General features: G+C 72.5%; 20 protein-coding genes. 18 read left to right on the top strand and 2 right to left on the bottom strand.

Annotated elements, in window-relative coordinates; translation table 11 throughout:
• The first annotated feature begins 44 nt into the window (after positions 1 to 44).
• From DEI93_RS09165 to DEI93_RS09150, 4 genes are all read left to right on the top strand, one after another.
• Entirely contained in the window at positions 45 to 1,016 is a 972-nt protein-coding gene (locus DEI93_RS09165; RefSeq protein ID WP_111009185.1) for an AAA family ATPase, read from the top strand.
• Positions 1,013 to 2,431: a DUF58 domain-containing protein gene (locus DEI93_RS09160; protein WP_111025660.1), complete on the top strand. Its 1,419-nt coding sequence runs from the start codon at positions 1,013 to 1,015 to the stop codon at positions 2,429 to 2,431. Before DEI93_RS09165 ends, DEI93_RS09160 begins: the two co-directional genes overlap by 4 nt.
• On the top strand, positions 2,428 to 4,812 hold the full coding sequence (locus DEI93_RS09155; protein ID WP_111025659.1) for a transglutaminase TgpA family protein: 2,385 nt from the start codon (positions 2,428 to 2,430) through the stop codon (positions 4,810 to 4,812). Before DEI93_RS09160 ends, DEI93_RS09155 begins: the two co-directional genes overlap by 4 nt.
• A gap of 113 nt (positions 4,813 to 4,925) precedes the next feature.
• Positions 4,926 to 6,875: an FHA domain-containing protein gene (locus DEI93_RS09150; RefSeq protein ID WP_284158393.1), complete on the top strand. Its 1,950-nt coding sequence runs from the start codon at positions 4,926 to 4,928 to the stop codon at positions 6,873 to 6,875.
• 1,393 nt (positions 6,876 to 8,268) lie between these two features.
• Here DEI93_RS09150 and DEI93_RS09145 read toward each other — a convergent pair.
• Positions 8,269 to 9,264, bottom strand: a complete 996-nt coding sequence (locus tag DEI93_RS09145) for an asparaginase (RefSeq protein ID WP_111119392.1) — start codon at positions 9,262 to 9,264, stop codon at positions 8,269 to 8,271.
• A 47-nt stretch (positions 9,265 to 9,311) separates the two neighbouring features.
• Between DEI93_RS09145 and DEI93_RS09140 the strand changes: the two genes are divergently transcribed.
• The 10 genes from DEI93_RS09140 to rbfA all read left to right on the top strand — a co-directional run bounded on the left by DEI93_RS09140 (position 9,312) and on the right by rbfA (position 21,536).
• Positions 9,312 to 9,779 carry an OsmC family protein gene (locus tag DEI93_RS09140; RefSeq protein ID WP_111009180.1) on the top strand — a complete coding sequence of 156 codons (468 nt, stop codon included), beginning with the start codon at positions 9,312 to 9,314 and terminating at the stop codon, positions 9,777 to 9,779.
• An 88-nt stretch (positions 9,780 to 9,867) separates the two neighbouring features.
• On the top strand, positions 9,868 to 10,824 hold the full coding sequence (locus DEI93_RS09135) for an FKBP-type peptidyl-prolyl cis-trans isomerase (protein ID WP_146242826.1): 957 nt from the start codon (positions 9,868 to 9,870) through the stop codon (positions 10,822 to 10,824).
• A 2-nt stretch (positions 10,825 to 10,826) separates the two neighbouring features.
• Complete coding sequence (locus DEI93_RS09130) at positions 10,827 to 11,939, top strand: 1-deoxy-D-xylulose-5-phosphate reductoisomerase (RefSeq protein WP_111119391.1); 1,113 nt, start codon at positions 10,827 to 10,829, stop codon at positions 11,937 to 11,939.
• Between the two features lie 140 nt (positions 11,940 to 12,079).
• The gene (locus tag DEI93_RS09125) at positions 12,080 to 13,408 is read left to right on the top strand and encodes a M50 family metallopeptidase (RefSeq protein ID WP_258372189.1); all 1,329 of its coding nucleotides are present in this window, start codon (positions 12,080 to 12,082) and stop codon (positions 13,406 to 13,408) included.
• Positions 13,409 to 13,528: 120 nt separating this feature from the next.
• On the top strand, positions 13,529 to 14,677 hold the full coding sequence (gene ispG, locus DEI93_RS09120) for a flavodoxin-dependent (E)-4-hydroxy-3-methylbut-2-enyl-diphosphate synthase (protein WP_181434785.1): 1,149 nt from the start codon (positions 13,529 to 13,531) through the stop codon (positions 14,675 to 14,677).
• A gap of 78 nt (positions 14,678 to 14,755) precedes the next feature.
• Positions 14,756 to 16,567, top strand: coding sequence for a proline--tRNA ligase (locus DEI93_RS09115; RefSeq protein WP_111119389.1), 1,812 nt, complete (start codon positions 14,756 to 14,758; stop codon positions 16,565 to 16,567).
• A gap of 170 nt (positions 16,568 to 16,737) precedes the next feature.
• Complete coding sequence (gene nusA, locus DEI93_RS09110; protein WP_111009174.1) at positions 16,738 to 17,730, top strand: transcription termination factor NusA; 993 nt, start codon at positions 16,738 to 16,740, stop codon at positions 17,728 to 17,730.
• Positions 17,731 to 17,783: 53 nt separating this feature from the next.
• Positions 17,784 to 18,134: a YlxR family protein gene (locus tag DEI93_RS09105; RefSeq protein ID WP_349815059.1), complete on the top strand. Its 351-nt coding sequence runs from the start codon at positions 17,784 to 17,786 to the stop codon at positions 18,132 to 18,134.
• A gap of 72 nt (positions 18,135 to 18,206) precedes the next feature.
• Positions 18,207 to 20,969 carry a translation initiation factor IF-2 gene (gene infB / locus DEI93_RS09100; protein ID WP_111009172.1) on the top strand — a complete coding sequence of 921 codons (2,763 nt, stop codon included), beginning with the start codon at positions 18,207 to 18,209 and terminating at the stop codon, positions 20,967 to 20,969.
• A gap of 87 nt (positions 20,970 to 21,056) precedes the next feature.
• Positions 21,057 to 21,536, top strand: a complete 480-nt coding sequence (rbfA, locus tag DEI93_RS09095) for a 30S ribosome-binding factor RbfA (protein ID WP_111119387.1) — start codon at positions 21,057 to 21,059, stop codon at positions 21,534 to 21,536.
• Here rbfA and DEI93_RS09090 read toward each other — a convergent pair.
• A complete protein-coding gene (locus DEI93_RS09090; RefSeq protein ID WP_220035627.1) occupies positions 21,512 to 22,381 on the bottom strand; it encodes an iron-sulfur binding domain-containing protein in 870 nt (289 codons plus the stop codon). The genes rbfA and DEI93_RS09090 overlap by 25 nt on opposite strands.
• Positions 22,382 to 22,484: 103 nt before the next feature.
• Between DEI93_RS09090 and DEI93_RS09085 the strand changes: the two genes are divergently transcribed.
• Genes DEI93_RS09085 through DEI93_RS09070 form a run of 4 tightly spaced genes read left to right on the top strand, consistent with a single transcriptional unit; the run spans position 22,485 to position 24,867 of the window.
• Positions 22,485 to 22,961 (top strand): hypothetical protein, encoded by a 477-nt coding sequence (locus tag DEI93_RS09085; protein WP_111119386.1) that lies wholly within the window; start codon positions 22,485 to 22,487, stop codon positions 22,959 to 22,961.
• 54 nt (positions 22,962 to 23,015) lie between these two features.
• Positions 23,016 to 23,951, top strand: coding sequence for a tRNA pseudouridine(55) synthase TruB (gene truB, locus DEI93_RS09080; RefSeq protein ID WP_111009168.1), 936 nt, complete (start codon positions 23,016 to 23,018; stop codon positions 23,949 to 23,951).
• The gene (locus DEI93_RS09075; protein WP_111009167.1) at positions 23,948 to 24,313 is read left to right on the top strand and encodes a hypothetical protein; all 366 of its coding nucleotides are present in this window, start codon (positions 23,948 to 23,950) and stop codon (positions 24,311 to 24,313) included. Before truB ends, DEI93_RS09075 begins: the two co-directional genes overlap by 4 nt.
• A 50-nt stretch (positions 24,314 to 24,363) precedes the next feature.
• Positions 24,364 to 24,867, top strand: a complete 504-nt coding sequence (locus DEI93_RS09070) for a hypothetical protein (RefSeq protein WP_111009166.1) — start codon at positions 24,364 to 24,366, stop codon at positions 24,865 to 24,867.
• Position 24,868 lies beyond the last annotated feature (1 nt).

Below are 24,868 nucleotides of genomic sequence, written 5' to 3'. Positions count from 1 at the left end.
GCGCGTGACCGACGTCACCACCACCGCAGAGGAACGACATCCGCATGAGCATGACCCCCGAGCAGGCGACCTGGTTCGCCGACGTCGCCGGCCGCATCGTCACGAACGTCGAGCAGGTGCTGCTCGGCAAGACCTTCGTGATCCGACTCGCGGTGACGGCGATGCTGAGCGAGGGGCACCTGCTGCTCGAGGACGTCCCGGGCACGGGCAAGACGAGCATGGCCCGAGCGCTCGCGCAGAGCGTGCAGGGTTCGACTGCCCGGATCCAGTTCACGCCCGACCTGCTGCCGGGCGACATCACGGGCATCAGCGTGTACGACCAGCGCACGAGCGAGTTCGAGTTCCACCGCGGTCCGGTGTTCGCCAACGTCGTGCTCGCCGACGAGATCAACCGGGCGAGCCCGAAGACACAGTCCGCGCTCCTCGAGGCGATGGAGGAGTCCGCCGTGACCGTGGACGGCGTGACGCATCGTCTCGCCGCCCCGTTCATGGTCATCGCCACGCAGAACCCGATCGAACAGGCGGGAACCTACCGTCTGCCCGAGGCACAGCTCGACCGCTTCCTCATGAAGACGTCGATCGGGTACCCGGACCACGCGGCGACCGTGCGGATCCTCGAGACCCCGTCCGCACCCTCCGCGTCGGTGCCGCTCGCGAGCGTCGTGCCCGCCGCCACGATCACCGAGATGGCCGCGCTCGCCCGCACCGTCCACGTCGACCCCGTCATCGCGGACTACGTCGCGCGACTCGTCGACGGCACCCGAGCGGCGAGTGAGGTGCGTCTCGGCGTCAGCGTGCGGGGCGCGATGGGGCTCATGCGAGCAGCACGCGTCTTCGCCGCGCTCAGCGGGCGGCACTACGTGACCCCCGACGACGTCAAGGCGCTGGCCGAACCGGTCCTGGCACACCGGATCGTGCTCGACGCCGAGGCGGAGTTCGACGGTGTCAGCACGACGAGCGTCGTCGCGCAGCTCGTGGTCGAGACACCGCCGCCCGTGGACCGGGTGGCTCCGTGACCGACCGCGCCACCCGCGACCGGGCCCCGACCGGGACGGCGTCCCGTCGACCGGGAGGGACCCGGTCGCGTCGCCCGGGCGTCGAACGGACCGCGACGCTCGGCGCGACGAACGCGCGCACCCACCTGGTCGGCGGCTCCCGAGGCGGGGTGGCGGACGCCGTGGCGGGCGCGGCGCGTCTCGCACGAGCGGTCGGGAGGCTCGGCGCGCGGGTCGGGGACCAGGTCGCGTCGGTCGTCACCGGACTCGGCTGGACCGTGGCGGTGCTCACGGCGGTCGCGCTCGTCCTCGGGTACCGGTACGGGCTGCGTGAGGTCGTCGCCGTCGGCTGGACCGGTGTCGTGCTCGCGGTCGTGGCGCTCGTCGCGTTGGTCGGGCGGTCGCGCCTGGCCGTCCGGATGCACCTGCCCACCCGCAGGGTCGCGGTGGGGGGCACGGCCACGGTCCGGATCACGGCGGAGAACCCGGGCCGCGTGCCCACGGTCGCCACGAGCGTCGAGGTCCCCGTCGGACCCGGACTCGTCGACGTCGCGTTGCCGGGCATCGCCCCGCAGGACACGGTCGAGCGGGAGGTCCCGGTCCCGACCCTCCGCCGCGGCGTCCTCGACGTCGGGCCCGTCCGGGGTGTCCGTGCCGACCCGGTCGGCCTCGTCCGACGCGAGGTCGTCTGGACGCAGCGGGAGCAGGTGATCGTGCACCCGCGCACGATCGCGATCCCGTCCACCAGCACCGGTCTCGTCCGCGACCTCGAAGGGCAGGTCACGCGCGACCTGTCGCCCGCGGACATCGCGTTCCACGCCATCCGCGAGTACCAGCCGGGCGACGACCCGCGCACGGTGCACTGGAAGTCGACCGCCAAGACCGGCGCGCTCATGGTCCGTCAGTTCGAGGAGACACGCCGATCGCACCTCGTGGTCGCGCTCGGGACGGCCCGGAGCGAGTTCGGCGACGACGACGAGTTCGAGCTCGCCGTGAGCGCTGCGGCGTCCCTCGGCGACCGCGCCATCCGCGACGGTCGCGAGGTCACCGTGGTCGTGTCAGCGCGGACACCGGAGTTCGCGCGGCGTCGGGTGTACGCGGTGCACCCGCTGACGACACGATCGCCGTCGCTGCTGCTCGACGACTTCGCGCGCGTCGCGGCCTCCGATGCCTCCCTGCCCACCAGCGAGGTGGCCCGGATCGTCGGTGACGACAGCGTCGGGACGTCCGTCGCCTTCCTCGTCGTGGGCTCCGCCGTCGGACTCGGTGCGCTGCGGCTCGCCGCGACCCGGTTCCCCGTCGGCGTCGAGGTCGTCGCGGTGATCTGCGAGACCGAGTCGCCGCCGCGTGTCGTCCGGGTGCCCGGACTCACCGTGATCACGATCGGGTACCTCGAAGACCTCCGGCACGCCCTGCGACGATCGGCAGCGGCGTGAGCGCCCAGCCGGTCGCGGCCGCCGCCGACGTCTCCTCGCGCCGGGCGGAGCGCGAGCGCCGGCAGCGGCGCCCCGCGGTCCTGCGCGTCGTCGGCGGCACGCTCGTGGTCGTGCTGCTCGTGGGCCTCGCGAGTGTCGCGTGGTGGCCGCTCTACCGGTCGTCCGCCATGGTGGGGGCCGGCGTCGCGGCGGTGGTCGCCGGGGCGCTGATCGCGCTGGCGGGCTCGTGGTGGCGCCTCCCCGGCCCGGTGCTCCTGGCACTGACGGTGGCGGCGTTCACCCTCGTCGGCGTGCCCGCCGCGGTCCCGACCGAGGCCGCCGGGGTCCTGCCGACTCCGGCCGGTCTCGTGGACCTGTTCTCGTCGGTCGCCCTCGGGTGGAAGCGCCTGCTCACCATCGGGCCGCCGGTGGGCGACTACGAGGCGCTCCTCGTGCCCTACTTCGCGTCCGCGCTCGTCGTCGTCGTCGTCGGCGTGACCATCGCCGTCCGGACACCCCGTCCGGAGATCGCGGCGCTTCCACCGCTCGCGTTCTTCGCGGTCGGCGTCCTCGTCGGCCCCACGCGGCTCGCCTACCCCGTGGTGTCCGGCGTCGTGCTCGTGGGGGTGGCCCTGGCGTGGGCGCTCGTGTCCCGGCGGGTGCGTCGCGCGGTCGCGGTCGCGGGGACCGCCGGGAGCCGGGTCAATGTCGGTCGGTCGATCGTGCGCCCGTCGCTCGTGGGACTCGCGACCATCGTCGCCGCCGGGGTCCTCGCGAGTGGGCTCGGGGTGGTCGCGACCCCGCACGCCGACCGCCGCGTCGCACGGAGCAGCGTCGTCGCGCCGTTCGACCCCCGCGACTACGTCAGCCCGTTGAGCGGGTTGCGCGCGTACGAGGAGGCGGGAACCGCGGACGCCCCGCAGCTCACCGTCACTGGGCTCCCGGCCGACGGTTTCGTCCGGATCGCGACGCTCGACACCTACGACGGCGTCGTGTACTCCGTCGGCGGGCCGTCGGGTGCCTCCGCGTCCGGCACGTTCAGTCGGGTCCCGACGTCCGTCGACACGAGCGGTGTCCGAGGCCGCCGGGTGCACGTCGACGTGCAGGTACGCGGGTACGGCGGGGTCTGGGTGCCCACGGTCGGTGACCTCGAACAGATCCGGTTCACCGGCTCCCACGCCGATGCCGAACGGAACGCGTTCTACTACGACCGGAGCACCGGCACCGCGGCCGTCGTCGGCGGAGTGGGCCGCGGGACCGCATACTCGCTGACCGCGGTGGTCCCCGCCCGACCGTCCGCAGCGGAGCTCGCCGGCGCGCGCCCCGGTGCTGCCCGGGTCCCGACCCCGACACAGGTCCCCGAGGCCGTGTCGGACACCGTCGCCGCGACGACGAAGGGCGTCACCGGCACGGGTCGCAAGCTCGCGGCGGTGATCGCGGCGCTGCGCACGCACGGGTACGTCAGCCACGGTGTGGGCGACGACCGACCGAGCCGTTCGGGCCATGGTGCCGACCGCATCACCGAGCTCCTCACCGCGCCGCTCATGATCGGGGACGGCGAACAGTACGCCGTCGCCGCGTCCCTCATGGCGCAGGACCTCGGGTTCCCGGCACGGGTGGTCCTCGGGTTCGCGTCGGGCGGTTCCGGGGCCGACCGCGTCGACACCGGTCGGACGACCTTCCGTGGTTCGGACGTCACTGCTCGGATCGAGGTCGACACCGCCCAGTACGGCTGGGTCATGATCGACCCGAACCCGCCCGTCCGGGCGATCCCCGAGGACCAGGACCAGACCCCGCAGCCCGTCACGCGACCCGAGACGGTCGTGCCGCCACCGCCCGCGGCACAGGAGGACCAGGACACCCAGACCCCGCCACAGAGCGACCGCGGTACCCCGCCGGAGGCGCCGCTGTGGCTCCGGATCCTGCTGGCGGCGCTGCCCTGGGTCATCGGGGTGCTGGCCGTCGCGGCGCTCGTCGCACTGCCGTTCGCCGTGGTCGTCGCCCGCAAACGCCTGCGTCGACGTCGCCGCCGCCGTGCTCCCACGGGCCGCGCACGGGTCGTCGGCGCCTGGGACGAGTACCGCGACGCCCTGACCGACCGAGGCGTCCCGATCGGACGTGCGGCCACACGGCGGGACGTCGCCGGCATGGCACCGGACCCGGCGGCAGCGGGATTGGCCGCGCTCGCCGACCGGGTCGTGTTCGGCCCCGCCGACGCGGACGGTGCCACGGCGGACCGCATGTGGTCCGCGACCGACACCGCGGTGCGGGCGCTGCAGGACGGCCGGACGCGGTGGCAGCGGTTCCGGGCCGCCACGTCGCTCCGTTCCCTGCGTCGGCCACGGTCGCCGCGCGCGTCCGCTCCGGCTCGGTCGTCCTCGACGCCGGGTTCCGCTGGGTAGCATGGCGGGAGTTCGAACGAGGACAGAGGTCACGAGTGATCAGATGTGAGCACTGCGGATCGCCGCTCCCGGACGGGGCCATCATCTGCGGTGAGTGTGGTCGGTCGGTGTCGGTGGCGACGGCACGTCGCTCCGTCGAACCGGAGCCCGGACGCGCCCCACAACCACCGCCGCTCCGTCCGCCGGCCCTCTCGGCCGGGCGACCGGACCCCGCGGCCGATGCCTGGCTGCCGGAGACCACGCTGGACCCCGCGACGCGTGCCTGGCTCACCGGCGCGTCCGACCGGCGCGACGAGTCCGGTCGCGGTAAGGACGAGATCCGGCGCCCGCACGACCCGGACGACGACGGCGACCGTCGGTTCGCGCCGCGGAGCGCACCGAGCCATGTGAACGGCTCGGACAGCGGTCTCGCGAGCTGGGCCGGCCGACCCACGGAACCCTCGCTCGACCCGGACCGCATCCGGCCCGTTCCGGTCGACGACCGCCCGGACGACCGAGCCGGTCGGGTCGACGACGGCGCTCCGGTGGACGCACCCGGTGCGGCCACCCGGGCGGATCAGCTCGATGAGGACCCCGAGGTGACGCTCGTCGCGCCGCCCACGCCGCAGCGCCGCGTCCCCGATCCGGTCGTTCCCGAACCCGCCGCTCCCACGTGGTGGGTCGGGCGGAACCGGCCCACCGCAGCGGCTGATGCGGGCCACGATGCCGACACCGCAGCCGTTTCCGGCACCGAAGCCGACCCGGTGGGCCGAGACGACGACGCGGTGCCGGGGGAGCGCTCGAACGCGGGAGACGCTCCCGCCGCCGTGGGCGGCCCCGCGGACGACGCCGAGCGCGGTCATGACGCAGCCGCGAGCGGTCATGACGGCCATGACGAGGGTCACGACGGACTCGAGGGCCGCGGGGACGCCCGTGGCCAGGACGATCGCACCTGGGACGACGACTCGCGATCCCGGGCAGCCGGCGTCACCACGGACGTCCCGGGACCGGGCGACACCGCGGTCATCATGCCCTTCCCGGAGCGGCGCGTCGCGCCACGCCCCGTGCCGCTCGTGGCGCCGGGAGCGCAGGGAGCGACGTGCCACGTGTGCGGCCACCCCCTCGAGCCGGACGACATCTTCTGCGAGGAGTGCGGCGCCGTCGTGCCGGCCGTGACCGCGGCGTACACGGGCCCCGTGGTGCCGCTCCCGATGGAGCGACCCGACTGGTCGATCGTGGACGACTCGGACCCCGTGTCCGGGAGCGCGGACGAGGCCAGTACCGACGCCGGCTCCGACGCTGTAGACGACCCCGACCCCGACCAGGACACCGACGCGTCCCAGGCCGACGCGTCCCAGGCCGACGCGTCCCAGGACGCCGAGGCGGACCAGGACGCCGAGGCGGACCAGGACGCCGAGGCGGACCAGGTCGACGCGGACCAGGTCGCCGACGCGGACCACGTGGCTGTCGCGCAGCCGCTGCCGCAGGCCGACTCCGGAGACGCAGCACCCCTTGCCGTGCCGGATCCGGCGTCCCGGATGCGTGCCGGACACGCCGCCTCAGCGCCGTCGGACGACCTCCCGCCGATGCCGGGTCGCCTCGACGAGCCGCCCGCGGCCGCACCGCTGCGCCCGACGCTGCCGCCCATCCCACCGTCGCCCGTCGCCGAGGACACCCTCCGCACCTGGAGCCGACGGCGGCAGGACGATGACGGCGAGGACGTCGAGGCGACACGCATCGTCGCCCGTTCGCCCCAGCGCGCTCCCGTCGTCCTGCACTTCAGCACGGGCGAGCGGGTCGGACTCGTCGGTTCCGGGCTGCTCGGACGCCTCCCGCGCCCCGAGCCGGGCGAGCGGATCGACGAGGTCATCACGATCGTCGACCCCGGCAAGTCGGTGTCGAAGACGCACCTCGAGTTGGGGCGGGAGGGCGACGACCTGTGGGTGTCCGACCGGTTCTCCGGCAACGGCACGGTGATCCGGCACATCGACGGCAGCATCCGCCGGTGTGAGCCCGGACGCCGCTACCGAGTCGAGCGCGGGGCGCGGGTCGACATCGGCGAGCAGTTCTTCCTGGTGCAGTAGGCGGAAGGCGCCGCGTCGGGCGGAGCGGACGGGGCCTTCGGGGGCCGGGATGACGTGCTGGCGTCGTGGTGTCCCTCGACTCGGCCTTCGTCCCGGCGATCCGCGGTCGGTTCCACCGAGCGGTCGATCCGCGCTTCCGCCATCGCGCGCTCGAGGGCTCCCGATCGGCGGGGCGTTCGTCGCGGGCGCATCAGCCGACCCTGTACAAGAGCTCGTCCGTCGAGGGCGTCGAGGACGTCGAGGGCGTCGAGGGCGTCGAGGCCGCGATGGTCGCACACGAGCACGTCGGCGCGGCCTCGCGCGCGATCGTCGAGCCCCGCTACCGGGGACCAGGAGCACGCGGCCTGAACCCTCCCGACGCGGCTCGGCGTCCACGTACGGGTCGCGGTGTCGACCCTGCCGACGACCGGATCCGAGAACACGCGAGGTCAGGACCCGCGACGCTCCTCCTCCACAGACGGCGGGGATCCGGAGGTCCCACACCGCGCGCCCCCTCGGTGCCGGGGTCGCGTCCGGTGTGCGTCACGCTCGTGCCATGCAGAACGGTCAGGAGGGCCGTGGCCGCGCCGTCCTGGCCCTCGCCACGGCGGTGGTCGCCCTGGGCAGCGCCGTGTCCGCGCTCTCGGGGACGGCTGATGCCGCCGTCTCCCGCATCGTCGGTGTCATCGCCTCCACAGCCGCGCTCGTGACCGTCCGCTGGGCGTCGCGTCGGCCGGGTGGTGGACCGTCTCCGACGGGGCGGGCGGGTCCGGCCCCGTCGACTCCCGATGGCGCACCCGGCCTCGACATCGTCCGTGCCCAGCATGCTCAGGACCTCGGTCGGTTGCCCGTGCTCCTCGGTCACCGGCCGGAGCGAAGCGGGGCAGCGTCCCGGATCGGTGCGATGCGGGACCACGTCGACGGCGTGCCTGACGAGGTCATCGGCGGGTCCGCCGTCGTCGCGGACGTGGCCGGCGGCCTCGCGGTCGTCGGCCGGGGCGTCGCCGCACGCGCCGTGTTCCGTGCGGTCGTGACGGCGCTGGCCGACGGCGCCGGAGGCGAGCACGTCGAGATCCGGAGTGTGGGCGACGACGTGGTGTCGGGCCTGCCGGCCGCCGGGCGGCCGCCCGCCGGTGGGCTCGGCTGGTCGCCGGACGGGACCGCGGTGGCCGTCGTGCACCCCAGGCACGGTCCGCCGGGCGCGCTCGGCTGGGTCGTCCTCGCCCCGACGCGCGCCGACGTGCCGCCCGCCGTCCGGACCCGGCTGCTCGTGGACGCCGGGGGCTGCCGTCTGCTGCCCGGCGGGTCCGTCGAGCCGACCGACCTCGTGGCGGACGGTGCGGATGGCATCGTGCCGGTGTTGCCGCCGGTCCCAGGCCGACCGCCGGTCGAGCCCCGTCCGTCGCCCGCGACCTCAGGCCACCAGGCCGCGCCCGGGCCGCACGCCCCCGACGCGCTGCCCACCACCGAGGACCGACGGGACGGACGCCGCGATGACGGCGCGCGCGTCGTCGGGGTCGACCATGCCGGAACGGGCGAGCAGCGTCAGCGCCGCGAGCGTGCCGGCGCGCTGTGATCCGTCGAGCACCTTCACGGCGACCGCACCGGAGCCGGGTACCCCCATGACCATGACGCCCTCGGCACCGAGCTTCGCCAACACCCCGAGACGCTCGATGGTGAGGGTGTTGGCGCGACCCGGCCCGTCGATCGCCCACGGCTCCGCGAGCACGGCCGTCGTCAACGCCCGACCGTCCGCGTCCGTCGGGCCGACGACGGTCGCGATGCCGCGGGCCAGGCCGTGCAGGGTCAGCGGGACGACGGGCGCACCGCAGCCGTCCACGCCGACGACGTCGACCGACTCACGGGTCAGGTCCTCCACCGTGTCGACCACCACGCGCTGCAGCGGGTGGTCCACGGCGAGGTAGGTCGACCGGTCCCATCCGTTCAGTGCGCAGGAGGCCAGCATCGCCGCGTGCTTGCCGGAGCAGTTCATCGCCAGACGACGGGGTGCGGTCATCCGTCGTGCGGTCGCGCCGTCGAAGGGGAAGTCCGGGGGGCATCCCAACGTGTCCTCGTCGTGACCCCATGCGGCGAGCATCGCCGCGGCGACCTCCTGGTGCGCGGGCGTACCGGCGTGGCTCGCGGTGCTGAGCACGAGCTGCGCTCCCTCGAACCGCGCTCCCGTCCGACGCACCGCGAACGCCTGGAACGGCTTCAGCGTGCTCCGCGTCCAGACGCTCGCGGCTGCGTCGCCCACCACGTCCACCATCCGCCCGTCCGCGTCGACGACCACGCCGGCGCCGACGTGCCGGCTCTCGTCGAAGCCCGAGCGGGACACGACGGCCAGCTCGACCGACCCGTCCGCGGTGAGGGGGTGGCGGTCGGAGCGGACGTCGGCGGTTCCCGGCATGATGGGGAGTGTAACCGCGGTGTCCCACCCCCTCGGCAGGAGGCTCCATGCTCGACCACGACCACACCGTCGAGGTCCGGTGGACCGGCGACCGGGGGACCGGCACGTCCGACCACCGTGCCTACGGCCGCGACCACGTGGTGTCCGCGGCGGGCAAACCGGACCTCCCCGGCTCGGCGGCGCAGCCCTTCCGCGGCGATGCGGACCGCTGGAACCCCGAGGACCTCCTCGTGGCGGCGCTCGCCCAGTGCCACATGCTGAGCTATCTCCACGTCGCCGCGCTCGCCGGGATCACCGTCGTCGAGTACGAGGACCGCGCCACCGGGCACCTCGACGTCCACCCCGACGGCTCCGGCGAGCTCACCGATGCACTGCTCCGACCCGTGGTCACCATCCTCGAGCCGGACCGCGTGGCCGACGCGACCGCCGCGCACGCCCGGGCCTCGTCCCTGTGCTTCATCGCCCGGTCCGTTTCGTTCCCGGTCCGGCACGAGCCCGTGATCCGCGTGCGCTGACGAGCACACGGGAACGGTGCGGCAGACTGGTCCGGTCGAAGCGGCCGTCGTCCGCCCGAACGCACCTCAACCCCAACCGAAGGTCCTCGTGAAGCGTCTCCGTCTCGTCCCGTTCCTGATCGTCCCGGCGGTCGTCCTCGGCCTCGCCGCGTGTTCCTCGTCCGGGTCGGGTGGTGGTGCCTCCAGCTCGGCCAGCGCGAGCTCGTCGTCGGCGGCCTGCCCGTCGCCCGGCTCCGCGTCGCGCAGCATCCGGGTCTCGGGGGACTTCGGCGGGACGACCGCGCCGAAGGTCACGTTCGCCAAGGGTCTGTCGGCGAGCCCCACGCAGGCGTCGCGCGTCGTCAAGGGTGGCGGCAAGGCGCTCGCCGACGGCGACTTCATCAAGGTCTCGTACTCCGTGTACCAGGCGAAGACGGCGAAGAAGCTCGGCTCCGTCGGGTTCGATCAGGGCGACCCGCAGGTGCTCTCGGTCGGTGGCACCGGGTTCGGTCAGGTCCTCGGCTGCGCGAACGTGGGGTCGCGCCTGGCCATGGTGGGTTCGAGCAAGGCGCTCGGGTTCGGCACCACCGGCCAGATCGTCGTGGTGGCGGACGTCATCGGCACGACCGCCAAGAAGTCGACCGGGCACCCGCAGACGCAGGACCCCTCCCTCCCCACCGTCAAGGACGCCTCGAGCGGCGAGCCGACCATCACGATCCCGAAGACGGCTGCGCCCGCCAAGACGACGACCGAGGTGATCAAGCTCGGCTCGGGTGACACGGTCGCCAAGGGTGACACCGTGCTCGTGCAGTACAAGGGCGAGGTCTACGCGACCGGCAAGGTCTTCGACTCCACCTGGAAGCGCGGACAGCCGGCGAGCTTCACCGTGCAGGACGGCCAGCTCATCGCGGGGTTCGTGACCGGCCTCGTCGGCCAGAAGGTCGGCTCCCAGGTGATGATCGCCATCCCGGCCGCGGACGCGTACGGTGCGAACCCGCCCGAGGGATCGAACATCCCGAAGAACGCGCCCCTCGTGTTCGTCGTCGACATCCTCGCCAAGGGCTGAGCGTGACGAGCGCCGGATCGAGCGCGCACCCGGACGGCAAGCGTCGGGTCGTCGTCCTCGGGAGCACGGGGTCGATCGGCACCCAGGCCCTCGACGTGGTCGCACGCAACCCGGATCGGTTCGAGGTCGTCGGCCTCGTGGCCGGCACCAACCGCGCACTGGCGTCCGAGCAGGCCGAGCGGTTCGGCGTGACCGAGGTCGCGTTCGGCGCGGCCGACGCCCAACGGCTGGTTCGTGCCGTCGAGGCGGACGTCGTGCTCAACGGCATCACCGGGTCGGTCGGGCTCGGCCCGACGCTCGCGGTCCTCGAGACGGGCGCCCTGCTCGCGCTCGCGAACAAGGAGAGCCTCATCGTCGGGGGTCCGCTCGTGCAGGCGGCGGCGGCACCCGGTCAGATCGTGCCGGTCGACAGCGAGCACTCCGCGATCGCGCAGGCACTCCGCGCGGGGTCCGCCACCGAGGTCCGCCGGCTCGTGCTGACCGCTTCGGGAGGCCCGTTCCGCGGACGCTCACGGGCGGAGCTCGCCGACGTGACCCCGGCCGCGGCACTCGCGCACCCGACGTGGGACATGGGTCTCGTCGTCACGACGAACTCGGCGACGCTCGTCAACAAGGGCCTCGAGGTGATCGAGGCGCACCTGCTGTTCGGGGTCCCGTACGACCGCATCGACGTGACGGTCCACGCGCAGTCGATCGTGCACTCGATGGTCGAGTTCGTCGACGGCTCGACGATCGCGCAGGCCTCCCCGCCCGACATGCGGTTGCCGATCGCGCTCGGTCTGGGGTGGCCCGACCGTGTCGCGGGCGTCGGCGTGCCACTCGACTGGACACGGTCGTCCGCCTGGACCTTCGAGCCGCTCGACCAGGACGCCTTCGGCGCCGTCCGGCTGGCGAAGCAGGTGGGGGAGCGCGGCGGGACCTACCCGGCGGTGTTCAACGCCGCGAACGAACAGGCGGTCGGGGCGTTCCACGCGGGCGCGATCGGGTTCCTCGACATCGTCGACACCGTGGAGCGGGTCGTCGACGCACACGACGCGGGGGAGTCCTCGCTCGAGGGCGTGCTCGCGGCCGAGCGGTGGGCGCGCGCCGAGGCGGATCGTCTGCTGCGTCGCTGACGCGCACCGCGCCTCCCGGCAGGACGCCCGTCTCCCGACCCGTCGTCGATGCCCGACACGGCACGGTGACTCCGCGATGAGCAGTCGCCGCTCAGCGGTCCCTCGGCTGCTGCTTGGCGAGGGTCCCGTACGCTACCCCGGTGACCCCCGGATCCGTGCTCCTGTTCGTCCTCGGCGTCGTCGTGTTCGTCGTCGGCCTGCTGGTCTCGATCGGCCTCCACGAGCTCGGACACCTGTTCTTCGCCAAGCTCTTCGGCGTCAAGGTGACGCAGTACATGCTCGGGTTCGGGCGGACGCTGTGGTCGTTCCGCCGCGGCGACACGGAGTACGGGGTCAAGCCGATCCTCCTGGGCGGCTACATCTCGATGGTCGGGATGCTCGCCCCGCGGGCGTCCGGCAAACCCGCACCGATCACGAACACCGGGTTCTACAGCGCGATGGTGCAGGACGCCCGAGACGCCAGCGCGGAGCAGATCGCCGAGCAGGGGGACGAGCGGGCGTTCTACCGACTGACACCGTGGAAGCGGATCATCGTCATGATCGCGGGCCCGGCCATGAACCTCGTGATCGGCATCGTGCTGTTCGCGGTCCTGCTGTGCGGCTTCGGCGCGCCGACGACGAGCATCGCGGGCACGACCGCGTGCGTGCTGCCGACGTCGCAGTCGACCCGGTGCACGAGTGACGATCCGGTGTCCCCGGCGACGCGGGCAGGGCTGCGTGCCGGCGACGCCGTGCTCGCGGTCGACGGCCGGTCGGATGTCTCGACGACCGAGCTGACGACGATCCTGCAGCGGTCGGCCAGCTCGCCCGTGCGACTCACGGTCCTCCGCGACGGGCAGCGGCGCACGATCACCGTGACGCCCCGGTTGGCGACGCGTGACGTCTACCGCGCCGACGGCACGGTGGCGAAGGAGCAGGACGGCAGCACGAAGACGGAACGCGTCGGCGTCGTCGGCGTCTCGATCGGACAGACGCTGGTCCGGCAGTCGCCGGCGGCGGTCCTGCCCGCGGTCTGGGCACAGACCGAGGCGTCGGCGTCGCTCATCCTCGACCTGCCGCAGCGACTCGTCGCGGTGTGGAACGCCGCGTTCGGATCCCAACAGCGCGCACAGGACAGCCCGGTGAGCGTCGTCGGCGTCGGCCGCGCCATCGGGACCGTGGCGTCGGCGAGCGGCGTCCCGGTCGTCGACAAGATCTACACGATCCTGTCGCTGCTCGGCGCGCTCAACATCGGTCTCTTCGTGCTCAACCTCGTGCCGCTGCTGCCGCTCGACGGCGGGCACGTCGCGGGCGCACTGTGGGAGGCCGTCAAGCGTCGAACGGCCAAGCTCCTCGGCCGCGGGGACCCGGGCCCGATCGACCTGGCCAAGACGATGCCGCTCACGTTCGCCGTCGTCGTCCTGCTCGGGGGCATGAGCCTGCTCCTCATCTACGCGGACATCGTGCGTCCGGTGCGCGTGTTCGGCTGAGGTGGACCGGGAGGCCCCGCCGTCGGCCCCGCCCGTCGCCCCGGCCCGGGAGGCACGCCGACAGCGGACTGTCGGCCGCCGGTCACCGGGCTGTCACCGGGAACGCGTAGGCTGCCGACCGTGCCAGCAGTCAATCTCGGTATGCCCAAGGCCCCCGTCACCCTCGCTCCGCGCCGCAAGTCGCGCCAGATCAAGGTGGGCAAGGTCCTCGTCGGCGGCGACGCACCCGTGAGTGTGCAGTCGATGACCACGACGCCGACCACGAACATCAACGCCACCCTGCAGCAGATCGCGGAACTCACCGCGTCCGGCTGCGACATCGTGCGCGTGGCGGTCCCGAGCCAGGACGACGCCGACGCGCTCCCGATCATCGCGAAGAAGTCCCAGATCCCGGTGATCGCGGACATCCACTTCCAGCCGAAGTACGTGTTCCAGGCGATCGACGCGGGCTGCGCGGCCGTCCGGGTCAACCCGGGCAACATCCGCAAGTTCGACGACCAGGTCGGTGCGATCGCCAAGGCAGCCAAGGACGCCGGCGTCTCGCTGCGCATCGGTGTGAACGCCGGGTCGCTCGAGCCCAGCATCCTGCAGAAGTACGGCAAGGCCACGCCGGAGGCCCTCGTCGAGTCGGCGGTGTGGGAGGCCTCGCTGTTCGAGGAGCACGACTTCCACGACTTCAAGATCTCCGTCAAGCACAACGACCCGGTCGTCATGGTCCAGGCATACCGACTGCTCGCGCAGCGGGGGGACTGGCCGCTCCACCTCGGCGTCACCGAGGCCGGACCGGAGTTCCAGGGCACGATCAAGAGCGCGACCGCCTTCGGCATCCTCCTCGGTGAAGGCATCGGCGACACCATCCGCGTGTCGCTGTCCGCACCGCCCGCGCAAGAGGTCAAGGTCGGCCTGCAGATCCTGCAGTCGCTCAACCTGCGCGAGCGCAAGCTCGAGATCGTCTCGTGCCCGAGTTGCGGCCGGGCACAGGTCGACGTCTACACGCTGGCGAACGACGTCACCGAGGGCCTGCAGGGCATGACGGTCCCGCTCCGCGTCGCAGTCATGGGCTGCGTCGTCAACGGACCGGGTGAGGCGCGCGAGGCCGATCTCGGCGTGGCGTCGGGCAACGGGAAGGGCCAGATCTTCGTCAAGGGCGAGGTCATCAAGACCGTGCCCGAGGCCGAGATCGTCGAGACCCTGATCGCCGAGGCGAACCGCCTCGCGGCCGAGATGCCCGCCGGAGAGGTCGGCAGCCCCGAGGTCGTCACCGCGTAGATGCGTCGGACCGGACGGCGCGCGGATGGTCCTGCTGCGGGCCGCTCGGGCGTCCTGCGCGGCCGGTAGGCTTTCCGCGTGGTCACACGGCTCTCGCACCTCTTCCTCCGCACGCTCCGCGACGATCCCTCGGACGCCGAGGTGAGGAGCCACAAGCTGCTCGTCCGCGCGGGCTACATCCGTCGGCAGGCGCCCGGCATCTTCGCCTGGCTGCCGCTCGGGCTGCGGGTCAAGGGCCGGATCGAGGCCATCGTGCGCCAGGAGATGACCGCCGCAGGCGCACAAGAGGTCCACTTCCCGGCACTGCTCCCGCGCGAGCCGTACGAGGCGACGAACCGCTGGACGGAGTACGGGGACGGGATCTTCCGCCTCCAGGACCGCAAGGGTGCGGACTACCTGCTGGCGCCCACGCACGAGGAGATGTTCGCGCTCATCGTCAAGGACCTGTACTCGTCGTACAAGGACCTGCCGGTCACGCTGTTCCAGATCCAGGACAAGTACCGCGACGAGGCCCGGCCTCGTGCCGGTCTGCTCCGCGGGCGCGAGTTCACGATGAAGGACGCCTACTCGTTCGACATCGACGACGCCGGGCTCGACGCCAGCTACCAGGTCATGCGCGACGCCTACGAGCGGATCTTCACGCGCCTCGGCCTGGAGTACGTGATCGTGCAGGCGGACGCCGGCGCGATGGGTGGGAGCCGGAGCGAGGAGTTCCTGCACCCGATCGCCGTCGGCGAGGACACGTTCGTGCGGAGTGCCGGCGGGTACGCGGCGAACATCGAGGCGTACACGACCCCGGTGCCCGAGGCGTCGCCCACGACCGGACTCCCGGCACCCGTCCTCCTGCCCGTGGCCGAGACGCCGACGATCGCGAGCCTCGTGGAGCACGCGAACGCGGTGGCGCCGCGCGACGGAAGCGGCTGGAGCGCATCGGACACGCTGAAGAACGTGGTGCTCGCGCTCACCCACCTCGACGGCACGCGCGAGATCGTCGTCGTCGGGCTCCCCGGCGACCGAGAGGTCGAGTTGAAGCGTGCGGAGGTCGCCTTCGCCCCGGCCGAGGTGGAGCCCGCGACGGACGCGGACTTCGCGAAGCACCGGTCGCTCGTCAAGGGCTACATCGGTCCGACGGCCGCGTCGTTCATCGAGGAGGCCGCTGCCGGGCACGGGACCGAGGGCTCGGTGCGGCAGTTCCTCGGCGCGGACAGCGAGACCGGACTCCGGTACTTCCTCGATCCGCGGGTCGTCGACGGCACCACGTGGATCACGGGCGCGAACACCGCCGGGCGTCACGTCTCGGGGCTCGTCGCCGGGCGCGACTTCGTGGCCGACGGCGTCGTCGAGGTCGCGGACGTGCGACCGGGGGACCCCGCTCCCGACGGCTCGGGTCCGCTCGAGACGGCGCGCGGCATGGAGATCGGGCACGTGTTCCAGCTCGGGCGCAAGTACGCCGAGGCGCTCGGTCTCAAGGTGCAGGACGAGCGGGGCAAGCTCGCCACGGTGACGATGGGTTCCTACGGGATCGGCATCACGCGCATCATGGCGATCCTCGCCGAGGCGCACAACGACGACCGTGGGCTCGTCTGGCCGAAGGACGTCGCCCCCTTCGATGTCCACGTCGTGGCCACGGGCAAGGACCAGGTGGCCTACGACGTCGCGTCGGGCATCATCGCCGAGCTCGAGCACGCCGGGATGGACGTCCTGTACGACGACCGGCCGAAGGTGTCGCCGGGTGTCAAGTTCGGTGACGCCGAGCTCATCGGTGTCCCGGTGGTCGTCGTCGCGGGCCGGAACGCGGGCGACGGCGTGGTGGAGCTGTGGGACCGTGCAGCGGGGGAGCGTCGCGAGGTCCCGGTCGCCGAGGTGCTCGCGGCCGTGCGCGCGATCTGATCGCGCCGTCCACTCGATCCGGTCCGGATCGACGGGCCTGCGTCGTGCCTCCCGGTCGTCGGACAGGAAGTGCGGCGCCGGCGGGCGGTCGACGTGCGCTATCCTGGACGCCGCCTTCCGCGCGGTGTCCGAGCGCGGGGTTCCCATCATCTGAATACTGGAGGCCCTCGATGCAGATCGATCTCGCGGTGCTGCGGCTCATGGAACGGGAGCGGGAGATCCCGTTCGACGAACTCGTCACCATCATCGAGCAGGCCATCCTCACCGCGTACCAGAAGCACGCAGCCGAGAACGGTGAGCCGGCCGACCCGCAGGCGCGGGTGGAGCTCGACCGCAAGTCGGGCCAGGTGCGTGTCTACGTCCCCGAGCGTGACGACGACGGCACCGTCGTCGGTGAGTCCGTCGACGAGACGAACGACTTCGGTCGTATCGCGGCGTTCGCGGCCAAGCAGGTCATCAACCAGCGGCTCCGGGACATCGGCGACGACAAGGTCCTCGGCGAGTTCCGTGGAAAAGAGGGTGACATCGTCGCCGGCGTCGTGCAGCAGGGGCCGAACCCACGCATGGTGCACGTCGACCTCGGCACGATCGAGGCCATCCTCCCGCCCGAGGAGCAGGTCCCTGGCGAGACCTACCCGCACGGTCAGCGGCTCCGCGTGTACGTGACGAGTGTCGGCAAGGGACACAAGGGCCCCCAGATCACCGTGTCCCGGACGCATCCGGGTCTCGTCCGCAAGCTCTTCGCGCTCGAGGTCCCCGAGATCGCGTCGGGCGTGGTCGAGATCGTGTCCATGGCGCGCGAGGCAGGTCACCGCACGAAGATCGCGGTCAAGGCGAACGAGCCCGGCGTCAACGCCAAGGGTGCGTGCATCGGGGAGCTCGGCCAGCGCGTCCGTTCGGTCACGAACGAGCTCGGGGCCGAGAAGATCGACATCGTCGATTACTCGCCGGACCTCGCGACCTTCGTGGGCAACGCCCTGTCCCCGGCGAAGGTCACGAGTTCGTTCGTGATCGACAAGTCCACCAAGGCGGTCCGCGCCCTCGTCCCGGATTACCAGCTCTCGCTCGCCATCGGGAAAGAGGGGCAGAACGCCCGCCTCGCGGCGAAGCTGACCGGTGCCCGGATCGACATCCAGCCGGACTCCATCCTCGAGGGCGACTGAGCGCCGGATGCGGAGCGCGCGCGGTCGTTCGCTGACCGCACCGCCTCGTTGGCGTGCCGGGATCGCGTCCGTCCGAGGCAGGGAGTAGAGTGGAACCCGTCAGAACGTGCATCGGCAGTCGTCGCCGTGCACCCCGATCCTCCCTCCTCCGAGTCGTCGCCCGTGGCGACCGCGTCGTGGTGGATCCGAAGGCAGTCATGCCAGGCCGGGGCGCGTGGATCACCCCGACGGTCGATGCGTACGAGCTGGCCGTCTCGCGTCGGGCCTTCCGACGCGCGCTGCGGCTGGATCGTGAACCGGACACGTCGGCGGTCCGCGAGTACCTGGAACGACTCCGGTCGGGCCAGGACCCGGTACGGGACCTCGACACGACAGAACAGGCTGAACGGCTTATGGACAACTGATGAGCGGCTCGAAATGAGACCCATCACTCAGTGAGTCCCACCCTTCTCGGGTGGGACCCGAGAAGGAGAACAGTGGCAAAACCACGCGTACACGAGATCGCCAGCGAGCTCGGTGTCGACAGCAAGACCGCGCTCGAGAAGCTCAAGGAGCTCGGCGAGTTCGTCAAGGGCCCGAGCTCGAGCATCGAGCCGCCCGTCGCCCGCAAGCTCCGCGCGGCGCTCGAGGCATCCGGCGCGACGTCGTCGTCGGCGACCAAGCCGGCGGCACCGAAGGCCGCGCCGCGCCCGCAGGCACCGCGCCCCGCTGCACCGGCACCCGCGCCCGCCGCGCCCGTCGAAGCGGAGCAGCCCTCGGTGAACGACGCGCCGCGTCCGGCCGCCCCCATGTCGGTGGCCGAGCGGCAGGCGCAGGCCGAGGCCGCCCAGAAGGCCCAGGCGCAGAAGAACCAGGCCGACAAGGTCGACGGTGCCGCATCGTCGACGGCGCCGAAGCCGGGCGCCGCACGCCCCGGCCCGAAGCCGGGCGGCGCGCGCCCGGGCAACAACCCCTACTCGTCGAGTCAGGGCATGGGCTCGCGCCCGCCCCGCCCCGGCAACAACCCGTTCTCGCAGAACCAGGGCATGCCGCGTCCGGGTGGCGGTACGGGTGGCATCCCGCGTCCGCAGCCGCCGCGTCCGGGCGCTCCCCGGCCCGGTGCTCCGCGTCCGGGTGGGCCCGGTCAGGGTGCGCGTCCGAACGGCTTCGGCCAGCGTCCGGGTGGGCCCGGCCGTGGCGGCCAGGGCGGTGGCTTCCAGCGTCCCGGTGGTGCCGGAGCCGGTGCCGGTGGCGGATTCCAGCGCCCTGGCTTCGGACCCGCGCGTCCGGCCGGCGGTGGCGGTCGTGGCCGTGGTCCGGGTGGTGGCACCGCTGGTGCGTTCGGTCGTGGTGGCGGCAAGAGCCGCGCTCGCAAGTCGAAGCGGACGAAGCGCGCCGAGTACGAGATGCGGCAGGCGCCGTCGATCGGCGGCGTGCAGGTCCCGCGCGGTGACGGCAACACGGTCGTCCGGCTGCGTCGTGGTGCGAGCATCTCGGACTTCGCGGACAAGATCGACGCGAGCCCCGGCAACCTCGTGACGGTGCTGTTCCACCTCGGTGAGATGGCGACCGCGACCGAGTCGCTGGACGAGGCGACCTTCGAGGTCCTCGGCGAGGAGCTCGGTTACAAGATCCAGATCGTCTCGCCGGAGGACGAGGACAAGGAGCTCCTGGAGGGCTTCGACATCGACCTCGACGCCGAGCTCGACGACGAGGACGACTCGGTCCTCGTCGCCCGTCCGCCGGTCGTCACGGTCATGGGTCACGTCGACCACGGCAAGACCCGCCTGCTCGACGCGATCCGGAACGCGAACGTCGTCGCGGGTGAGGCCGGCGGCATCACGCAGCACATCGGTGCGTACCAGGTCATCTCCGAGCACGAGGGCATCGAGCGCCCGATCACGTTCATCGACACCCCGGGTCACGAGGCGTTCACCGCCATGCGTGCCCGTGGTGCCCAGGTGACGGACATCGCGATCCTCGTGGTCGCGGCCGACGACGGCATCATGCCGCAGACGGTCGAGGCCCTGAACCACGCCCAGGCGGCGAACGTGCCGATCGTGGTCGCGGTGAACAAGATCGACAAGGAAGGCGCGAACCCCGCCAAGGTCCGCCAGCAGCTCACCGAGTACGGGCTCGTGGCCGAGGAGTACGGCGGCGACGTCATGTTCGTCGACGTGTCCGCGCGGAACAACACGAACATCGATGCCCTGCTCGAGGCCGTGCTGCTCACGGCCGACGCGGGACTCGATCTCCGTGCCAACCCCGACAAGGACGCCCGCGGTGTCGCCATCGAGGCGCGTCTCGACAAGGGACGCGGTGCGGTCGCGACCGTGCTCATCCAGTCCGGGACGCTGCACGTCGGCGACGCGATCGTCGCGGGCACCGCCTACGGCCGCGTCCGCGCGATGATGGACGAGAACGGCAACGCGGTCGAGGCCGCGACGCCGAGTCGTCCCGTGCAGGTGCAGGGTCTGTCGAGCGTGCCGCGTGCCGGTGACACCTTCTTGGTGACGGAGGAGGATCGCACGGCCCGCCAGATCGCCGAGAAGCGCGAGGCCGTCGAGCGCAACGCCCAGCTGGCCAAGGCCCGCAAGCGCATCTCGCTCGAGGACTTCACCCGTGCACTCGAAGAGGGCAAGGTCGACGCGCTCAACCTCATCATCAAGGGTGACGTCTCCGGTGCCGTCGAGGCGCTCGAGGAGTCGCTGCTCAAGATCGAGGTCGACGAGAGCGTCCAGCTCCGGATCATCCACCGCGGTGTCGGTGCGGTCACGGAGTCGGACGTCAACCTCGCGACGGTCGACAACGCGATCATCATCGGGTTCAACGTCCGCCCCGACACGAAGGCACGGGAACGTGCCGCTCGCGAGGGTGTGGACATCCGCTTCTACTCGGTCATCTACTCGGCACTCGAGGACATCGAGCAGTCCCTGCGGGGCATGCTCAAGCCCGAGTTCGAAGAGGTCCAGTCGGGTGTGGCGGAGATCCGCGAGGTGTTCCGTTCGTCGAAGTTCGGCAACATCGCCGGTGTGGTGGTCCGGTCCGGCACGATCACGCGCAACGCCAAGGCGCGCGTCATCCGTGACGGCGTCGTGCTCGCCGACGGTCTCGCCATCGAGTCGCTGCGCCGGTTCAAGGACGACGTCACCGAGGTCCGGACGGACTTCGAGGCGGGCGTCGGTCTCGGCAAGTACAACGACATCCAGATCGGCGACGAGATCGAGACCATCGAGATGGTCGAGAAGCCGCGCGGCTGAGTCCGCTCGTCCGGCGGGGCCGCGCCGGGACGCACACCGCGTCCCGGCGGGGCCCCGCCCTCGTTCCCACACCACCAGGAGGACCCCATGGCCGACCCACAGCGCGCCCGCAAGATGGCGGACCGCATCCAGGAGATCGTCGCCAGGCGGCTGGACAAGGGCATCCGTGACCCGCGTCTCGGATTCGTCACGATCACGGACGTCCAGGTGACCGGCGACCTGCAGCACGCGTCCGTCTTCTACACCGTGTACGGCTCGGACGAGGAGCGGCAGGACACCGCGGCGGCGCTGAAGTCCGCGACCGGCATGCTCCGCAGCGAGGTCGGCAAGAACATCACCGCTCGGCTGACCCCGACCCTCGAGTTCATCGCCGACGCCGTGCCGGAGAACGCTGCGCACATCGACGCGTTGCTCGCCGAGGCGCGTGACCGCGACGCCGCGGCGCGGGCACAGGCGTCCGCCGCGTCCTACGCGGGCGACGCCGACCCGTACCGACACGACGACGAGGACGACGACGAGCACTCGGCCGACGTCGTCACCCGTCAGGCGGACCCGGGCAGCGAGTAGCCGACGGCGTCGGACCCGACGGCGAGCCCGTCCCGCACCAGCGATCGGAGCGCGCGGTCGCGCTGCTCGGCGTCGGGCCACACCATCGCGATCTCGTCCAGGGTCACCGGGACGTCGCTGGCCCGGAGTTCGGCCATGATCAGCCCGCGGACCTGTCGGTCGCTCCCGGCGAACCGCGACTGCCGGGGCGCCCGCGGGCCGTCGTGCGCGGGGTGCCCCTGCGCGCGCCACCGGCATCGATCGGAGATCGGGCACACGTCGCATGCGGGCCGCTTCGCGACGCACACGAGCGCGCCGAGCTCCATGACCGCCGCGTTCGTCGCAGCCGCGTCCTCGAGATCGGGAGGCAGCACCGCAGCCATCAGCGGCAGGTCACGTCGAGCGTTCGCCGGCCCCGGCTCGGCCTGCCCGAGCAGCGCCCGGGCGAGGACCCGGCGGACGTTGACGTCGACGACCGGGTGGCGCAGCCCGAAGGCGAACACCGCGATCGCCCGCGCCGTGTAGTCGCCGATGCCGGGGAGCGCGAGGAGGGCGTCGACGTCCGATGGGACGACGCCCTCGTGTCGGTCGACGATGGCGGTCGCCGCGGCGTGCAGCGCGAGCGCGCGTCGCGGGTAGCCCAGCCGGTCCCAGGCACGGACCGCCTCGGACGGCGGGTCGGCGGCGAGGGCGGCTGGCGTCGGCCAGCGCGCGAGCCACGCCTCGAGCCGTGGGACGACCCGTGCGACCTGTGTCTGCTGGAGCATGATCTCGCTCACCATCGTGCCCCAGGCGGGGAACCCGGGTCGTCGCCACGGGAGGTCGCGGCCGTGCTGGCGGAACCACGCGATGAGCGGGGTCGCGATGTCGGGGCCGGGTCGGGCCTCCCGGGCGGCGACGTCTGGGGAGACGTCCGAGGGGTGCTCGGGGCGCGGAACGGGGACCACCAGGAGAGCCTACGGTGGAGCGATGGCACGATGGGCACCGCAGGAGACCGACACCATGCAGGCGATCGCGACGGAGGTCGCGCACAACGCGGGCGCCGCTCGGACGGTGATCGCGGTCGACGGCGGGCCGGGCGTCGACCTGGAGCGCGTCGCAGCGAGCCTCGTCGCGGCACTCGAGCAGCAGGGGGTCAAGGCCATGCACGCCGCGGCGTCCTCGACGGATGCCGATGGCCTCCGAGCCGAGGTCGTCGATCCCTTCCGGACGATCGGCACCGACCCCGGGATCCTCGTCGTCACGGGGAAGCGCCTGCTGTCGCGGTCCGTGCGGTCCCTCTGGCGCTGGTCCCTGTGGGTCGAGCGCGACGATCGGTCCGAGCCGCGCGCCGACGACCCGTTCACCACGTACGTCCGTCAGGACGACCCGAAGGGTGCTGCGTCGGCCGTCCTCGACGTGACGGACCCCGAGCACCCGCGGCGGAACTGGGCGGACGCGTGCTAGCCGGAGGCGACCTGCGCGACGTCGGCTGAGCGCCGGCGCTGCTACCCTTTCCCGGTGCTCGAACCGGCCCCCAACGGGATCCTCCTCGTCGACAAGCCGGGCGGCATCTCCAGCCACCGGTCGGTCTCGATCGCGCGCCGACGCTTCGGCATCCGCAAGATCGGGCACGCCGGGACCCTCGACCCGATGGCGACGGGTCTGCTCGTCCTCGGTGTCGGGCCGTCGACGCGTCTGCTGACGCACCTGGTCGGCCTCGACAAGCGGTACACCGCGACGATCCGGCTCGGTGTCGCGACCGACTCCGACGACGCCGACGGTGCCGTGGTCGCGTCCCCCGGACTGCTCCCGGACGCGCTCGACGACGTCCGGCTCGAGGAGGCCGTGGGCGCGCAGCGGGGGACCATCGAGCAGGTGCCGAGCACGGTCAGCGCCATCAAGGTCGACGGCCGACGGGCGTACGCCCGGGTACGCGCGGGCGAGACCGTCGAGCTGGAACCGCGACGTGTGACGGTGGCGCGCTTCGACGTCCTGGCCCGGCGTGACCTGGTCGTGGCCGTGGAGGGCGTGGAGACCCCGGTCGTCGACCTCGACGTCGACGTCGAGTGTTCCTCCGGCACCTACGTCCGCGCCCTCGCCCGTGACGTCGCGGTGGCCCTCGAGACCGGCGGCCACCTCACCGCACTGCGCAGGACCCGGATCGGACCGTTCGCCGTCGCCGACGCCGTCGTGCTCGAGGACGACGACGTAGACGTCCGGGCCCGGCTGCGCCGTCCGGCGGACGTCGCCCGCGTCCTGTTCCGGGAGGTCGTGCTCGACTCCGCAGCGGCACGGGACCTCAGCGACGGCAAACGGGTGCCGACCGACCTGGCCGACACCGACGGTCCGGTCGCGGCCGTCGCCGCGGCGGACGACCGCCTCGTCGGACTCGTGTCCGTCCGACGTGGCGCGCTGCGGGTCATCACGAACTTCCCGACAGGAGCGGACGCATGATCGACTGGTTCACCTGGGTCCAGGTCGGCTTCGCGGCCCTCACCGGCCTCTTCTGTGTCGTGGTCGGCCTGATCGGTTGGAAGCCGAACGACCCGACCGTCGGCGCGCTCGTGCTCATCGAGCTCCTGCTCATCGCCCAGGGTGTCGTCGCGATCGTGCAACCCGCGGTGGGCAACCCGCCGAGGGGAAACGCGCTCGAGTTCGGGGTGTACGCGGTGTCGGTGCTGCTCGTCCCACCTGCGGCGATCGTCTGGGCCCTCATCGACCGCACCCGGTGGAGCACCGTGGTGCTCGGAGCGGGAGCCTTCACCGTCGCGGTCATGGTCTACCGGATGTCCCAGATCTGGTTCGCCCAGGCGTGACCGGTCGGCGCCAGACCGAGCCGTGCCTCCCGGCCGCTAGAATCGGGGCGATGCCGACCAAGTCCTCTCGCGCGACCGGCATCGGTCGCGTCCTCATCGCCGTCTACGGCATCCTCGCCCTCGCGGCGACCGGACGCAGCGTCGTGCAGATCATCGAGAAGTTCCACCACGCGCCGTTCGCCTACACGTTGAGTGCCCTGTCCGCCGTGGTCTACATCGTCGCGATGGTCGCGCTCATCGCCCCGGGCCGCACCTGGTACCGCGTCGCTTGGGTGACGATCGGGTTCGAGATGGTCGGGGTCGTCGTCATCGGGTTCCTGTCGCTGTTCGACCACGCCCTGTTCCCCGACGACACCGTGTGGTCGGGCTTCGGAGCCGGGTACTACTGGGTGCCCCTCGTCCTGCCGGTCGCCGGGCTGTGGTGGTTGCGGACCCACCACCGTGCCGCTGTGCAGGCCATCGCGGCGGACCCGCCGTCGTCGCGCGTCGCGCCCGAGCCGGACGCGGAGCGGGCCGCGGCCGGTCGTGCCGACGCCGCGACCTCGGGGGAGTGAC

The sequence above is a fragment of the Curtobacterium sp. MCBD17_035 genome, from assembly GCF_003234815.2.
In the GTDB taxonomy this organism is placed as follows: Bacteria; Actinomycetota; Actinomycetes; order Actinomycetales; family Microbacteriaceae; genus Curtobacterium.
Note: the sequence above shows the minus strand (reverse complement) of the source record. Positions and strands in the feature narration are given on the sequence as shown.